Raw genomic sequence first — 14,635 nt, 5'->3', positions numbered from 1 at the left:
CAAGGGCCTGCGCATCGGCTTGATGATGGAGATCGGCGCCGGCATGGCGCTGGATCCGGAGGTCGGGCAGGCGGTGACCGCCGCCGCCCGGCTACTGGAGGCGGAGGGAGCGATCGTCACGCCGGTGCCGGCGATCCTGACCCGCGAGATCCTGGACGGGCTGGACGATTTCTGGCGGGCGCGCTCCTGGGACGACGTGTCCCGGCTGGCGGAGGCGGACCGGGCGAAGATCCTGCCCTATATCCGCGCCTGGGCGGAATCGGGCGCGGAACGCTCGGGCCTCGCCGTGATGCGCGGCTTCAACCGGACGATGGAGATCCGAAAGACGGCCGCCAAACTGTTCGAATCGCTGGATTTCGTGCTGTCGCCGACGGCGCCGGTCGCCGGCTTCCCGGCCGATTGGGCGTCGCCGCTGAACGACCCGGACAAGCCGTTCGAACACATCGGCTACACCGTGGCCTGGAACATGTCGGAACAGCCGGCGGTGTCGATCAATTGCGGCTTCACCCAGGCCGGCCTGCCGATCGGCCTGCAGATCGTCGGCCGCCGCTTCGACGATCACGGCGTGCTGCAGCTGGCCCAGGCCTATGAAGACCGCCGCGGCCCGCAGCGGCCGTGGCCAGTGCTTTGAGGCGCCGCCATTTGTCAGATGCCGGACCAGGCGATACAAATTGGCATGGCCATCGATCCAGGCACCCTGAAGGCATTGATCGAGGAAGAACTGGCAAGCCTGTCGGATGCGAGGGTCTTGAATTGCATTCGGCAGGGGCTGGTTGAGCCTCGCGTGGATCTCCGCGGCTGGGACTATGGCCCACCGGGCCAGGAGTATCCCTGCTGGATCGTGTTCTGGGATGAGCCCACAGGAAGTGGCCTATTGCGAGCACGGTTTCGGGCCGGACTCCCCGTGGGGAATCTTCATCACGGATGGCGCCGCCGATGGTCAGCACATATGGATGGGCATGGACTCCGGCTGGTTCAAATCCTTTCTCGACGCCGTCTTTGAGTCGTTTGCCGTCACCAATCTTCCCATTTGGCGGGTCTTCAAGACTGGGCCTGACTGGACCCCTGTGCCTCTGAGTGAAGAAGGCTCCTGGGATGCGACCTGGGAGCAGGTATACGCCCTGAGGCTCAGCGATCCCGCAGGGCGCTATCACTGCAGCCACAGCATCTCCTATGGGCGATAGATCCGGGCGGATCGAAAGACGAACTGTCGATTCCGGGCTTATGCCGCCTTGGTCGGCTTCATCCGGCCGAGCGGGATGGTCACGGATTTGGCGACCAGCCGGCGCTGCCAGGCGAGCTTGACCGTCCCGGCCAGGATCAGCAGGACCAGCAGGTTGGCGCCCGCGAACAGGATCGGCGCGAGCCACGCCACCAGGCCGATGTCGCCGCGCTCGACCATCCGCAGCGGCGCGATGGCCAGGGCAGTGGCGCCGAAGGTGAAGGCCCAGTAGGACGGCCCGAACTTCTCCTCCCGGATCCAGGGCACCAGCCGCAGCAGCACCAGCGCCTGCAGCAGCCCGTAGCCGAGCAGGGCATGGGCGACCATGTCCGGCGGCCCCTGGGTGATGCCGAGATAGGCGACCGCCCCGACCACCGGCGGCGCCAACTGCACCCCGAGCGTCGGCCGCAGGGCCGGGACCAGCGGCACGGCTGTCAGCAGACGATGGATCAGCACCGATTCGATCGCCAGCCAGGAGAACAGCCCGGCGCCGAAGGCGAGCTGGCCCCAATCGGGATGGCCGAGCGCCGCGGCCACCGCCGCGGTGACAAAGCTGCCGGCCACGGTCGGCAGGTACAGCACCGGCGTTGTCGTGGCGTGGTCACGATCGCCCTGCCACAGCCCGCCCGTGCGCCAGATCGCGAAGAGCAGGGTCACGGCGGCGCCGATGCCGAACAGCACCGTCGCAAGCGGCCGGGAATAGGGCAGGGCACCGCCCGCGACCAGCAGCGTTGCCACGCCGGCCAGGCCGATGAAGCAGCACGCCACCGGATGGGCCAGCTCGCTCAGCGCGTCCTCGCGGGCCACGAGCCATTTCAGGGCGTAGAGGATGACCAGCCCGGCCCAGACCAGCGCGGAGAGGGCGACGATGGCCTCGCCGATCGCGGCCGGCAGCTGCCAGACCTGATGGGCGGCCCGCCAGGCCCCGCCCAGGCCGGACAGCCCCAGCACCATGCCGAAGAAGGACGCCGGGACCACCGGCACGGTGAGACGGAGGGCCATCGCATCATCCTGGAAAACCACCGACCCCGGATCATACGGCAGGAGCGCGGCTGCGGGCCGCTTTGATTTGTCCGGCATTGACAGTTTGCGCGGATTGGGTCAGCTGTATCTCCACAATATGGAATAGATGTCCACAATATGGGCACTGGAGGACGCCATGCCGACCGAAGACGAGATCAAGCGGATGCCGTACCAGTATCCGAATCCGCCGGAGGCGCTGGCCGATATCGTCGTGCCTGATGCCGTGCCGCAAGATGAGCGGGTGTGGGTGCCGCAGGCCGAGAACGTCTGGTTCCGGCCGCTCTGTCTCAATATTTCAAGTGGTTACTGGATGAACCTGCTGCGGGTTCGGAAGTCGGGCGTGCTCAGCCGGCACCGCCATCCCGGCCCGGTGCATGGCTTCGTGCTGAAGGGGCGCTGGCGCTATCTCGAGCATGACTGGGTCGCCACCGAGGGCAGCTACGTCTTCGAGCCGCCGGGCGAGACCCACACCCTGGTGGTCGACGAGGATGTCGAGGAGATGATCACCTTCTTCCAGGTCAACGGCGTCATGTACTACGTCGACCCCTGGGGCAAGCACACCGGCTACGAGGACGTGTTCACCAAGCTGGACTTGTGCCGCAAGCACTACACCGCGGTCGGGCTGGGCGAGGACTACGTCAAGCAGTTCATCCGCTGACGCGCCCGGCGCCGATCCGAAAACCATAACAAGACCAACTCTCTCGAGGGAACGCTTCATGTCTTCCGGCAAGCCGCCGCGGATCCGTTGGATCCAGTGGACCGCCGTCGCCTTCCTGACCACGGCCGGCATCGTCAACTATCTCGACCGCAGCACGCTCTCGATCGCCAACCACGACATATCGGGCGAACTCGGCCTGTCGGGCACCCAGATGGGGCTGCTGCTCTCCGCCTTCTCCTGGACCTATGCCTTCTCGCAGCTGCCGGTCGGCGCGCTGCTGGACCGCTTCGGCGCCCGCGTCATGCTCGGCGCCGGCATGTTCTTCTGGTCGCTGGCCCAGTTCGCCGGCGGCCTGGCAAATTCCCTGACCCAGCTCGTCACCACCCGGGCGGTGCTCGGTGTCGGCGAGGCGCCGCAATTCCCGGCCGGGGCCAAGGTGATCAGCGAATGGTTCACCCCGCGGGAACGCGGCCTGCCGACCGGCATCTTCGTCGCCTCCTCCTGCATCGGGCCGGCGATCGCGCCGCCGATCCTGACCGTGATCATGGAGGCCTTCGGCTGGCGGCCGATGTTCCTGCTCATGGGCGCGCTGGGCATCATCGTCGCCATCGGCTGGTACCTCCTGTACCGCAACCGCAGCGAAGTGGCACTGACCGAGCCGGAGCGGGCGTATCTCGATGAGGGCCGACCGGTCCAGGCCGTGCCGCGGCAGAGCTTCGCCGACTGGATCGGGCTGTTCGGCCACCGCACCACCTGGGGCATGGTGCTGGGCTTCATGGGCGTGGTCTACATGGTCTGGCTCTACCTGACCTGGCTGCCCGGCTATCTCGAGCATGAGCGGCATCTCAGCATCGCCAGGACCGGCTGGGTCGTGATCATCCCCTATGTCTTCGGCGCGCTCGGCATGCTGTGCTCCGGCAGGGTGGCGGATTTCCTGCTGGCCCGCGGCGTCGGCGCCATCGCGAGCCGCAAATGGCCGATGGCGGCCGGGCTGGTCGGCGGCGCCATCTTCACCCTGCCGGCGGCCTACACGCCCGACCTGACTTGGGCGGTCACCTACATCTCGCTGGCGATGTTCTGCATCAACTACGCCAGCTCCACCGCCTGGATGCTGGTCAGCGTCGCGGCGCCGTCGCGCCAGGTGGCGTCGCTGGGCAGCATCCAGAATTTCGGCGGCTATTTCGCCGGATCCTTCGCCCCGATCATCACCGGCTTCGTGCTCGACCAGACCGGGTCCTTCGTCAACGCGCTGCTGATCAGCGCCGCGGTCGCCTGCGTCGGCGCGGTGGCGCTGGTGGTGCTGGTGCGCCAGCCGGTGGCGGATCGCGGCGCCGCCGCTCGTGAAAGCCGGTACGCATGACCTTCCAGGCCGATCTCTTCGCCGGCCAGACGGCGCTGGTCACCGGCGGCACCCAGGGCATCGGTGCCGGCGTCGCCGCCGAACTCGCCCGGCTGGGCGCCAACGTGATCGCCGCCGGGCTGGCGCCGGACCGGGACGTCGCGGTCCCGCATGGCGTGCACCTGGCGGATCTCGACGTCACCGACGCGGCCGCGGTCGACGCCCTGGTCGGCGGCCTCGGCCGGCTGGACATCCTGGTCAATTGCGCCGGGGTGATCCGAAGGGTCGAGGAGCACGACCCGGCGGTGTTCGCCCAGGTGCTGGCGGTCAATCTGACCGGCACCATGCGGCTGTGCACCGCCGCCCGGCCGCTGCTGCGCCAAGCCAGAGGCAGCATCGTCAACACCGCTTCGATGCTCAGCTTCTTCGGCGGCGGGCTGGTGCCGGGCTACAGCGCCAGCAAGGGCGGCGTGCTGCAGCTGACCAAGTCGCTGGCCATCGCCTATGCCGAAGACGGCATCCGGGTGAACGCGGTGGCGCCGGGCTGGATCGCCACGCCGCTGACCCAGGCGCTGCAAGACGATCCGGGCCGCTCCGGCCCCATCCTGGCGCGCACGCCGCTGGGCCGCTGGGGCCGGCCGGAGGATGTGGCCCAGGCCGTCGCCTTCCTGTGCAGCCCCGCCGCCGGCTTCATCACCGGCGTGGCGCTGCCCGTCGATGGCGGCTATCTCGTCTCCTGATGGAGCGGGCGAGGGGATGATGGCGCAGGGCGGTTCGGCTTCGGTGCAGGGCGCGGCCGCCTTCGGCAAGGCGATGGCGGTGCTGCAGGCGGTGTCCGACGCCGTCCAGCCGCTGCCGGTCGCCGCCATCGCCCGCACCACCGGCTTTCCCCGGCCGACCGTCCACCGCATCGTCGCGGCGCTGGCGGCCGAGGGCATGCTGTTCGAGACGCCCGGGGGTGGTGCCTTCGGGCTCGGGCCGCGTCTGATGGCGCTGGCCGGCCGTGCCTGGGACCGGTTCGAACTGCGCCACCTCGCCGCGGCCGAACTGGCGGCGCTGCGCGATGCGACCGGCGAGACGGTGCATCTGGCGGTGCGCAGCGGCGGCGAGATGATCGTCGTCGACAAACTGGAAAGCCCGCAGGCGGTGCGCATGGCGTCGCGCATCGGCACCCGCATGCCGATCCACTCCACCGCCGTCGGCAAGGCCTGGCTGGCCTCGCTGCCGCCCGATGAGGCCGCGGCGCTGGCGCGGCCGCTCGACCTGGTGGCGATGACGCCGCAGACCCGGACCACGCCCGCGGCGCTGCTGGCCGAGATCGCGGGCGTCCGCACGCTGGGCCACGCCGTCGATGCCGAGGAGAATGAGCCGGATATCTGGTGCTATGGCGCCGCGATCGGCGTGGCGGGGGGCGCCGCGATCGGCTGCATCAGCATCAGCATCCCGAAATACCGCGCCGCGATCGACGACCCCGACCGCTACACCGTGCCGCTGCTGGCCTGCTGCCGCCGCATCGCCGGGCTGGTGGCGGAGGGCGTGCGCCGCGGCGGATGAACGATCTGTGAATTCCACACTTGCCTCCCGCGCCGGGAACCCCGATATAGGGCGCGGGAGATCGGCGGCGGGCGTGTCCCTCGCGAACCCGGTCAGATCCGGAAGGAAGCAGCCGTAACGAGTTTCGATACGGGTCGCCGTTCGGTCTCCCACCTGTCGCTCCGCACCAGCGACCACTCTCTCTTCATCCGAGTCCGGAGAAGGTCATGAGCAAGCCCGACCGCCAGGCGGCCGGCAAAGCGTGCGTCGTTTCCGCGCCCTGGCGCCGCGATGTGGTGTTCGTCTGCAAGAAATGCGAAGGCCGCTGCAAGGCGGATGTGACGCCCGAAGGCGATGTGCGCGGCTGGCTGAAGCATCGCCTCAAGGCCGACGGGCTGCGCCGCGACATTCGCATCGTCCCGGTCGGCTGCTTCGGCCTGTGCCCGAAGGGCGGGGTGGCCGCAACCAGCGGTGCGCTGCTGGCCGAGCCCGATTCCGCGATGGTGGTGGTCGATGAAGACAGCGACCTCGACGCCGTCTATCGCCGCCTGATCGGGCAGGCCGCGTGACGGTCTCTTAATCCTTCCGGCCGCCGTCCCCATTCCCTATGATCCCGCGCCATGAGCGATGACGCAGCCCTGCCCCTGATCGAGCCCAGCGACACGTCCCAGCCGACCAAGGCCGGGGCCTATCGCGTGCTCGCCCGCAAATACCGGCCGACCACCTTCGCCGAGATGATCGGCCAGGATGCGCTGGTGCGCACGCTGACCAACGCCATCGCGTCGGGGCGGCTGGCGCATGCCTTCGTGCTGACCGGGGTGCGCGGCGTCGGCAAGACCACCACGGCGCGGATCCTGGCGCGGGCGCTGAACTGCATCGGGCCGGACGGCAAGGGCGGGCCGACTGCGCATCCCTGCGGCGTGTGCGAGCCGTGCCGCACCATCCTGGCCGACCGCAATGTCGACGTGATGGAGATGGACGCCGCCAGCCGCACCGGCGTCGACGACATCCGCGAGATCATCGACGGCGTGCGCTACGGCCCGGTGGCGTCGCGGTACAAGATCTACATCATCGACGAAGTCCACATGCTCTCCAAAAACGCCTTCAACGCGCTGTTGAAGACGCTGGAAGAGCCGCCGCCGCATGTGAAATTCGTCTTTGCCACCACCGAGATCCGCAAGGTGCCGGTGACGGTGCTGTCGCGCTGCCAGCGCTTCGATTTGCGCCGCATCGGGGCGGAGCAGCTGCAGGCCTATTTCGGCGAGATCCTGGACAAGGAAGGCGTGGCGGCGGAGCCGGAGGCGGTCGGCATGATCGCCCGCGCCGCCGACGGGTCGGCCCGCGACGGGCTGTCGCTGCTGGACCAGGCGATCGCCCAGGGCACACCGGTCGGCGACAAGCCGTTCATCGCCGCTGCCAGCGTGCGCGAGATGCTGGGCCTGGCCGACCGCTCGAGCGTGGTCGAGATCCTCGAAGCCGCCCTCGCCGGCGACGGGCCGCGCATGCTCGACGGGCTGGAGACGGCGCGCCGGGCCGGGGCGGACCCGCAGGCGGTGCTGAGCGACCTGCTCGACTTCGTGCATTTCGTCACCAGCGCCCGCATGGTGCCGGGGGTGCTGGACGATACCGCGGTGCCGGAGGTCGAGCGCAAGCATGGCGGCGCCCTGGCGGAAAAGCTGACCCTGCCGGCCCTGACCCGGGCCTGGCAGACCCTGCTGAAGGGGGTGGGGGAGGTGCAGTCCGCCCCCAGCCCGCAGGCGGCGCTGGAGATGGTGCTGATCCGCCTGCTGTATATGAGCGACCTGCCCAGCCCGGGCGAGCTGATCCGCAAATTCGGCGACCTGCAGAGCCAGGGCGCGGTGTCGGCCGCTCCGGCTGCGCCACCGCCCTCCGGTGGCGGCGGGGCGCGGATGGCGGCAGGCGGCGGCCTGACCCTGGTGGCCAGCGAGCCGGCTCCGGTCATGATGGCGTCCGCGCCGGCCCCGGCGCCGGTTCAGCCGCCTGCTTTGGTCGTCGTCCAGGCGGCGCCGAAGCCGGTGCTGCGGGCGGATCCGAAGAGCTTCGACGAGCTTGTGCAGCTCGCTGCCGCCCGCGACGTGGTGCTGCACGGCCAGCTGATGAGCGCGGTGCATCTGGTGCATTTCGAGCCCGGGCGGCTGGAGTTCCGGCCGCATGAATCGGCGCCGCCGGATCTCGCCAGCCGGCTCGGCACCGCGCTGCGCGACTGGACCGGTGAGCGTTGGGTGGTCGACATCTCCGGCTCCGACGGCGCGCCGACCATGACCCAGCAGGCGCGCACCGACCGCGAGAACGCCCTGGCCCAGGCGGCCGAGCACCCGCTGGTCAAGGCGGTGATGTCCACCTTCCCGGGTGCCGTGATCCGCGACCTGCGCAACCCGCTGGCGCAGGACGACGAACCGTTGCCGGGCGCCGAACCGATGCCCGCAGACGAACCCGCCACAGATGAAGAGGAGCCGCGAGAGGCATGAAGAATCTCGGACAGATGATGAAGCAGGCGCAGGAAATGCAGGCCAAGATGGCCGAGATGCAGGACCGCCTGGCGGATATCGTGGTTCCCGGCCAGTCCGGCGCCGGGATGGTTGCGGTGGTGCTGAACGGCAAGGGCGATCTGCGCTCGCTCAAGATCGACCCGAAGCTGGCCGATCCGAACGAGATCGAAGTGCTGGAAGACCTGATCGTCGCCGCCTTCGCCGACGCCAAGAGCAAGGTCGAGGCCGCGGTGCAGGAAGAGACCTCGAAGCTGATGGGCGGGCTGAAGCTGCCGCCCGGCATGAAGCTGCCGTTCTGAGCGATTCCGTCCGCACTATCTTTTCCTGTCATGCCCGGGCTTGACCCGGGCATCCAGACACTGTCGAGACCCTCTGGATTGCCGGGTCAAGCCCGGCAATGGCAATGAAAGAGGGCCAAATCGAGCGTCCATGCCCCTTCGCCTCGCCTATATGGGCACGCCGGATTTCGCGGTGCCCGCGCTGCTTGCCCTGATCGAAGCCGGGCATGAGATCGCGGCCGTCTACAGCCAGCCGCCGCGCCCGTCCGGCCGTGGCTATAAGCTGCAGCCCTCGCCGGTGCAGCTGATAGCGGAGGGGCGGGGGCTGCCGGTCCGCCACCCCGTCACGCTGCGCACGCCGGAGGCCCAGGCGGAGTTCGCTGCCCTCGGCCTCGACGCCGCCGTGGTCGCCGCCTATGGGCTGATCCTGCCGCGCGCCGTGCTCGATGCGCCGCGGCTCGGCTGCTTCAACATCCACGCCTCGTTACTGCCGCGCTGGCGCGGTGCCGCACCGATCCACCGCGCCATCCTGGACGGCGATGCCGAGACCGGCGTGACCATCATGCGGATGGAGGCCGGGCTGGACACCGGCCCGATGCTGCTGGCCGAGCGCGTGGCGATCGGCCCGGACACGACGACGCCGACCCTGCACGACACACTCGCCGCCCTGGGCGCCCGGCTGATCGGCCCGGCGCTCGACGCCGTGGCCGCGGGGCGGGCGGCCGAGACGCCGCAGCCGGAGGCCGGCGTCACCTATGCCGCCAAGATCACCCCGGAGGATGGCCGGATCGGCTGGGCCGATGCCGCCGCAATCGGCCGCCAGGTGCGGGCGCTGACGCCGAAGCCGGGCGCCTGGTTCGAGCATGGGGGCGAGCGGATCAAGGTCCTGGCGGCAACGCCGATGAACGGCTCGGGAGAGCCCGGCACAGTGCTGGACGATGCGCTGACCGTCGCCTGCGGCCAGGGCGCGTTGCGGCTGACCCGGCTGCAGCGCCCGGGCAAGGCGCCGGTGCCAGCGCGTGACCTGCTGAACGGCTTCCCGATCCCGCCCGGCACCAGGCTGGGCTGAGTGGGCGCATGACGCGGTACAAGCTCACCATCGAGTATGACGGCCGGCCCTTCGTCGGCTGGCAGCGCCAGATCAACGGCCGGTCGGTACAGCAATCGATCGAGGAGGCGGTGTTCCGCTTCTGCGGTGAGGAGGTGCGGATCACCGCCGCCGGCCGCACCGATGCCGGGGTGCATGCAGCGGGGCAGGTGGCGCATGTCGACATCGTCCGACCGACCATGCTCGACACGGTGCGCGACGCGATCAACCAGCATCTGAAGCCGCTGCCGATCGCGATCCTGGCGGCGGAGGTGGCGGGCGAGGGCTTCGACGCCCGGATGTCGGCGATCCAGCGCGCCTATCGCTACCGCATCGTCAACCGGCGGGCGCCGCTGGCGCTGGAATCCGGGCGCGCCTGGCAGGTGATCCGGCCGCTCGACGCCGCGGCGATGCATGCGGCGGCGCAGCATCTGGTCGGGCATCACGACTTCAGCAGCTTCCGTGCCGCGGAATGCCAGGCCAAGTCGCCGGTGAAGACGATCGACCGGCTGGATGTGATCCGCCGCGGCGACGCGGTCGAGATCGAGGCCGAGGCCCGGTCCTTCCTGCATCACCAGATCCGCAACATCGCAGGCACGCTGAAGCTGGTGGGCGAGGGCAAGCGCCCGCCCGGCTGGGTGGCCGAGGTGCTGGCCGCGCGCAACCGCGCCGTCGCCGGGCCGACCGCGCCGCCGGATGGGCTGTGCTTCCTGTGGGTGCGCTACAGGGACGTCTGAAGCACCACGGTGATCCAGCTGTCCAGCAGGTATCCCGTCACGGCATCGAACACGACCAGCCCGGCTGCGTAAGACACATCGATCTCGGCGGCGGTGCGCAGCACGAAGCCCTCATAGAGGTAGCAGCCGACCGCCACCACAACGCCGGCGACGATGGCCAGGGGCCCGGGAAACAGGCCGGCGGCGGCAAGGGCCACCAGGATCAGCTGGGCGAAGGTCATCAGCAGCGCCGCCCAGTTCAGGGCGACGATGGTTTCGGGCAGGCGCCGGCCACGATCGAGCCAGGGCAGGATCCAGGTCAGCGCCGCCGGCATCAGCAGCCAGATCGCAACGAAGCCGAGGATGCTGATCGCCAGGGGCACCATTTGGAACAGCAGCGCCCAATCGTTGCCGAGCTGGAAGGCCTCCATCGCCATATAGGCAGGGAACGCCAGCACCGCCGCGACGAAGCTCTTGGCAGCGCCATCCGGCGAGATGTCGAACATCGCCATGCCGCCGGTGTCGCGCTTGGCCAGGCGCCAGGCGCCCCAGACGCCGCGGATGATGTCGCCCGAAGAAACCGGCATGACCCTCAGCCCTGCTCCGGGAAGCTGTCCTCGATCACTGCCCGGTAGATCCGGGCCAGCGTCTCGATATCCTCGACCGGCACGTTCTCGTCGGTCTTGTGGATGGTGGCGTTGACCAGGCCAAGCTCGACCACCGGCGCGTGATCCTTGATGAAGCGCGCGTCGGAGGTGCCGCCGGAGGTGCTGAAGGCCGGGCGCCGGCCGGTGACGCGCTCGGTGGCGCGGGCCACGCGCTCGGTCAACGCGCCCGGCGCGGTCAGGAAGCTGTCGGCGCCGCTGCGCAGGTCCAGCGCATAGTCGCCGCCGACCGCGTCGAAGCGTTCGCGCAGCCAGGCGCCCAGGCTGTCCGCCGTCCAGGTGTCGTTGAAGCGGATGTTGAACACCGCCCGGCCCTCGGCCGGAATCACATTGGTCGCCGGGTTGCCGACATCGATGGTGGTGATGGCCAGGGTGCTGGGGTCGAAATGGGCGCTGCCGCCGTCGATCTCCGGCCCGTCCCCCGGGCTCAGCGCCGCCAGCATCCGCACCAGCCGGGGCAGGGGGTTGTCGGCCTTGTGCGGATAGGCGACATGGCCCTGCGCGCCACTGACCGTCAGCCGGCCGGTCAGGCTGCCGCGCCGGCCGATCTTCATGGTGTCGCCGACCGTGTCGCTGCTGCTCGGCTCGCCGACGATGCAGGCATCGATCGCTTCGTCGCGATCGGCCAGGGTCTGCAGCATGCGGACGGTGCCGTTGATCGCCTCGGCCTCCTCGTCGCCGGTGACCAGCAGGCTGATGGATCCGCCGAACTCCGGCCCGCGTTCGGCGACGAAGCGCCCGGCGGCGGCGGCGAAGGCGGCGACCGCGCTCTTCATGTCGCAGGCGCCGCGGCCCCAGATCCGGCCCACTTCGATCCGCCCGTCGAAGGGCGGGAAGCGCCAGCGCGATTCGTCGCCAGGCGGCACCACGTCGGTGTGGCCGGCGAAGCAGAGATGGGGCCCCGCCGTGCCGATCCGGGCATAGAGGTTGTCGATCGGCGCCGTGCCCGGCGTCTCGAACCGCATCCGCTCGCAGTGGAAGCCGAGCGGCGCCAGCGCCGCCTCCAGCACCGCCAGCGCCCCGGCATCCGCCGGGGTGACGCTGGGGCAGCGGATCAGGGTCTGGGTCAGGGCGACGGGATCAGGCACGGTCACGTCACGGGAAGGGGGCACCACGATCAGTCGCGCAGCAGCTCATTGATCGAGGTCTTGGCGCGGGTGCGCTCATCCACCCGCTTGACGATCACGGCGCAGGACAGGGACGGGCCCGGTGAGCCATCGGCCAGCGGCTTGCCCGGCATCGCGCCCGGCACCACAACGGAATAGGACGGCACCCGGCCATAGCTGACGGTGCCGGTCTCGCGGTCGACGATCTTGGTGGTGGCGCTCAGGAACACGCCCATCGACAGCACCGCGCCGCGCTCGACGATCACGCCCTCGACCACTTCGGACCGCGCGCCGATGAAGCAATCATCCTCGATGATGACGGGGTTGGCCTGCAGCGGCTCCAGCACGCCGCCGATGCCGACGCCGCCGGAAAGGTGGCAGTTCTTGCCGATCTGGGCGCAGGACCCGACGGTGGCCCAGGTGTCGACCATGGTGCCGCTGTCGACCCGGGCGCCGACATTGACGAAGCTCGGCATCAGGATGACGCCCGGCGCGATGTAGGCGGAACGGCGGACGACCGCGCCCGGCACGCTGCGGAAGCCGGCCTCGCGGAAGCGGTTCTCGCCCCAGCCCAGGGTCTTCGGCGCCACCTTGTCGTACCACACGGCGCCACCCGGGCCGCCTTCGACGATCTGGCTGTCATTCAGGCGGAACGACAGCAGCACCGCCATCTTCAGCCACTGATGGGCCTGCCATTCGCCATCGACCTTCTCGGCGACGCGCAGCGCGCCGGAATCGAGGCCTTCCAGCACCGCCTCGACGGCGTCGCGGGCGGGGCCCTTGGTGGCAGGTGTCAGGCTCTCGCGGCCGGCCCAGGCCTGTTCGATGGCGGTCTTCAGCGCGGTGTCGGTCATCACAAGGGTTCGGCAGTCATCACTATGGCGGGGCCCGCACGATGGGGCGCCGCCGTCGGGCTTGTCAACGCCGCCGCCTGCGCGGGGAGCCGCTCAAGCGTATGGTCTGCTACGCTCTTCGCATCCCGCCCTCGAATCGCCGGAAGGCGACGCCGGACGCAAGGGACGTGACCTAGGCGGGCTTCGCGTCATGCCGACTGGTCGGGCCCGGTTTCCAGCTGGCAGCCATTGATTCGCCAGCTGCCGTCCGGCTGCTGTTCCATGAAGTAGTCGGCGATCACCGGGGCCCCGTCCGGCCCCACGAACAGCACCTTCTGTACGATGCGGCCCTCGATCGTGGTCAGGTCGCGAAAATCGACCGATTTCGGCCGGTAGACGGCGGGATAGCCGCGCTGGACCATCGCCAGGAAATTGTCCGGCGTGCCGAACATGTGCTGGATGGTCGCCGAGGCATAGCCGAACGCTTCCGCAGCCCGGTCGGCCTGCAGGGCGTCGAGCTGCTTCTGGATGATGCCGACGATCGCGGTCTTGTCGGCATCCCCGGGCGTCGCCTGCGCCAGCGCCGGCGTGGCGAACAGGAGAAGCAGGAAAAGGATGCGCCCGAGGGCGCCGAGCACCAGCCGCATGATAACCTCCCCAGCCTTGTTTCCGCTTCTACGAGGGAAATGGCCCCGTCGGATGCGGCCGCAAGCGGGCGCGGGGCAGCGGCCCGCCGTGCATGACTGGGGCGCATATCTTGGTTCGTGTCGGTTCGATGAAAATGGGGCTTGCAATCGGGGGCGGGCATCGACTAGGTTCCGCCCGCTTGCAGACGGGGCGCCGCAAACGCCCCGCAGAACGCGCCCGTAGCTCAATTGGATAGAGCATCTGACTACGGATCAGAAGGCTAGGAGTTCGAATCTCTTCGGGCGCGCCATTCTCTGCAGGTCATCGATACGAAGCCGCTAACACCGTGTAGCGGCTTTTGCTTTTGGGGCCGGTGACCTAGCCCCGGGACGACCGCTCAGGCCGCCGCCCGGCCGGCGATGGTGACGCGGGTCAGTGCTTCAGACACATCCCACAGCCGGCGCCAGGCAGCCTGGTCGAGCGCCTGCGGCGCGATCTTCGACCGGCTGGGCGATCCCTTGATCTCGGAGAAGCCATTCGGCCCGTACAGCACGCCGCCTTCGGCCGCCGGCATGGTCGCGGCGTAGAGCGTCGGCAGCGCCCCCGCGGCCGCGGATTGCGCCAGGAGGGGCATCAGCATGCCCAGCGCCCGCTCGAACACTCTCGGCGCCGCCCGGCCCATCCCCGGCCCGGCGGTCTGCAGCTCCGTCATCGCGAGGCCCGGATGCACCGCGATGCTCTGCAGCACCCAACCCTCGGCCCGGGCCCGGCGCTCCAGCTCCAGGCTGAACATCAGATTGGCCAGTTTGGCCTGGCGATAGGCCGGCCAGGGCCGGTAGCGCCGTTCCGACTGCAGGTCGTCGAAGGCGATCCGGCCGGAGCGGTGGGCCAGGCTGCTGACCGTGACCACCCGCGGCGCCGGCGCGGCCAGCACCAGCGGCAGCAGGCGCAGCGTCAGCGCGAAATGGCCGAGATGGTTGGCGCCGAGCTGCATTTCGAACCCGTCGGCCGTGAGATGGCGGGTGGGGATCGCCATCA

Annotated in this window: 17 protein-coding genes, 1 tRNA gene and 1 other RNA gene; 13 read left to right on the top strand and 6 right to left on the bottom strand. The window is 69.6% G+C overall.

All coding sequences use genetic code 11. The features are described from left to right. Positions 1 to 631 (top strand): amidase family protein (locus AC3XYG_RS17400; RefSeq protein ID WP_489141111.1); only part of this gene is annotated, 631 nt, incomplete at its 5' end. A gap of 220 nt (positions 632 to 851) precedes the next feature. After that, positions 852 to 1,184: a hypothetical protein gene (locus tag AC3XYG_RS17395; RefSeq protein ID WP_489141110.1), complete on the top strand. Its 333-nt coding sequence runs from the start codon at positions 852 to 854 to the stop codon at positions 1,182 to 1,184. Between the two features lie 38 nt (positions 1,185 to 1,222). On the opposite strand, the gene tehA is transcribed toward AC3XYG_RS17395, so the two are convergent. Then, positions 1,223 to 2,224, bottom strand: a complete 1,002-nt coding sequence (gene tehA / locus AC3XYG_RS17390) for a dicarboxylate transporter/tellurite-resistance protein TehA (RefSeq protein WP_489141109.1) — start codon at positions 2,222 to 2,224, stop codon at positions 1,223 to 1,225. A 157-nt stretch (positions 2,225 to 2,381) separates the two neighbouring features. Between tehA and AC3XYG_RS17385 the strand changes: the two genes are divergently transcribed. The 10 genes from AC3XYG_RS17385 to truA all read left to right on the top strand — a co-directional run bounded on the left by AC3XYG_RS17385 (position 2,382) and on the right by truA (position 10,387). After that, positions 2,382 to 2,903: a 2,4'-dihydroxyacetophenone dioxygenase family protein gene (locus AC3XYG_RS17385; protein ID WP_489141108.1), complete on the top strand. Its 522-nt coding sequence runs from the start codon at positions 2,382 to 2,384 to the stop codon at positions 2,901 to 2,903. A 58-nt stretch (positions 2,904 to 2,961) separates the two neighbouring features. Continuing rightward, positions 2,962 to 4,263 carry an MFS transporter gene (locus AC3XYG_RS17380; RefSeq protein WP_489141107.1) on the top strand — a complete coding sequence of 434 codons (1,302 nt, stop codon included), beginning with the start codon at positions 2,962 to 2,964 and terminating at the stop codon, positions 4,261 to 4,263. Then, positions 4,260 to 4,982, top strand: a complete 723-nt coding sequence (locus AC3XYG_RS17375; RefSeq protein ID WP_489141106.1) for an SDR family NAD(P)-dependent oxidoreductase — start codon at positions 4,260 to 4,262, stop codon at positions 4,980 to 4,982. The genes AC3XYG_RS17380 and AC3XYG_RS17375 overlap by 4 nt, the downstream gene beginning before the upstream one ends. Before the next feature lie 16 nt (positions 4,983 to 4,998). Continuing rightward, positions 4,999 to 5,796 carry an IclR family transcriptional regulator gene (locus AC3XYG_RS17370; RefSeq protein WP_489141105.1) on the top strand — a complete coding sequence of 266 codons (798 nt, stop codon included), beginning with the start codon at positions 4,999 to 5,001 and terminating at the stop codon, positions 5,794 to 5,796. Between the two features lie 55 nt (positions 5,797 to 5,851). After that, an RNA gene (gene ffs / locus AC3XYG_RS17365) (signal recognition particle sRNA small type) lies at positions 5,852 to 5,950 on the top strand. Positions 5,951 to 6,002: 52 nt separating this feature from the next. Continuing rightward, the gene (locus AC3XYG_RS17360; protein WP_489141104.1) at positions 6,003 to 6,344 is read left to right on the top strand and encodes a hypothetical protein; all 342 of its coding nucleotides are present in this window, start codon (positions 6,003 to 6,005) and stop codon (positions 6,342 to 6,344) included. A 51-nt stretch (positions 6,345 to 6,395) separates the two neighbouring features. Further along, positions 6,396 to 8,264 carry a DNA polymerase III subunit gamma/tau gene (locus tag AC3XYG_RS17355; protein ID WP_489141103.1) on the top strand — a complete coding sequence of 623 codons (1,869 nt, stop codon included), beginning with the start codon at positions 6,396 to 6,398 and terminating at the stop codon, positions 8,262 to 8,264. Continuing rightward, positions 8,261 to 8,584 carry a YbaB/EbfC family nucleoid-associated protein gene (locus tag AC3XYG_RS17350; protein WP_489141102.1) on the top strand — a complete coding sequence of 108 codons (324 nt, stop codon included), beginning with the start codon at positions 8,261 to 8,263 and terminating at the stop codon, positions 8,582 to 8,584. The genes AC3XYG_RS17355 and AC3XYG_RS17350 overlap by 4 nt, the downstream gene beginning before the upstream one ends. Before the next feature lie 130 nt (positions 8,585 to 8,714). Next, positions 8,715 to 9,632, top strand: coding sequence for a methionyl-tRNA formyltransferase (fmt, locus tag AC3XYG_RS17345; RefSeq protein ID WP_489141101.1), 918 nt, complete (start codon positions 8,715 to 8,717; stop codon positions 9,630 to 9,632). Positions 9,633 to 9,640: 8 nt separating this feature from the next. Continuing rightward, the gene (gene truA, locus AC3XYG_RS17340; RefSeq protein WP_489141100.1) at positions 9,641 to 10,387 is read left to right on the top strand and encodes a tRNA pseudouridine(38-40) synthase TruA; all 747 of its coding nucleotides are present in this window, start codon (positions 9,641 to 9,643) and stop codon (positions 10,385 to 10,387) included. Here truA and AC3XYG_RS17335 read toward each other — a convergent pair. From AC3XYG_RS17335 to AC3XYG_RS17320, 4 genes are all read right to left on the bottom strand, one after another. Then, entirely contained in the window at positions 10,372 to 10,953 is a 582-nt protein-coding gene (locus AC3XYG_RS17335; protein WP_489141099.1) for a hypothetical protein, read from the bottom strand. The genes truA and AC3XYG_RS17335 overlap by 16 nt on opposite strands. A 5-nt stretch (positions 10,954 to 10,958) precedes the next feature. Beyond that, positions 10,959 to 12,125, bottom strand: a complete 1,167-nt coding sequence (gene dapE / locus AC3XYG_RS17330; RefSeq protein WP_489141112.1) for a succinyl-diaminopimelate desuccinylase — start codon at positions 12,123 to 12,125, stop codon at positions 10,959 to 10,961. Between the two features lie 23 nt (positions 12,126 to 12,148). Beyond that, positions 12,149 to 12,991: a 2,3,4,5-tetrahydropyridine-2,6-dicarboxylate N-succinyltransferase gene (dapD, locus tag AC3XYG_RS17325; RefSeq protein WP_489141098.1), complete on the bottom strand. Its 843-nt coding sequence runs from the start codon at positions 12,989 to 12,991 to the stop codon at positions 12,149 to 12,151. A gap of 188 nt (positions 12,992 to 13,179) precedes the next feature. Beyond that, positions 13,180 to 13,617 carry a DUF4864 domain-containing protein gene (locus tag AC3XYG_RS17320; protein ID WP_489141097.1) on the bottom strand — a complete coding sequence of 146 codons (438 nt, stop codon included), beginning with the start codon at positions 13,615 to 13,617 and terminating at the stop codon, positions 13,180 to 13,182. 213 nt (positions 13,618 to 13,830) lie between these two features. Between AC3XYG_RS17320 and AC3XYG_RS17315 the strand changes: the two genes are divergently transcribed. Then, positions 13,831 to 13,907 (top strand) — tRNA-Arg (locus AC3XYG_RS17315). Between the two features lie 87 nt (positions 13,908 to 13,994). Here AC3XYG_RS17315 and AC3XYG_RS17310 read toward each other — a convergent pair. Further along, positions 13,995 to 14,635: SDR family NAD(P)-dependent oxidoreductase (locus tag AC3XYG_RS17310; RefSeq protein ID WP_489141096.1), on the bottom strand; the 641-nt coding region annotated here is incomplete at its 5' end.

Source organism: Inquilinus sp., from assembly GCF_057815775.1.
This window is presented reverse-complemented; position numbering and strand designations above follow the sequence as displayed.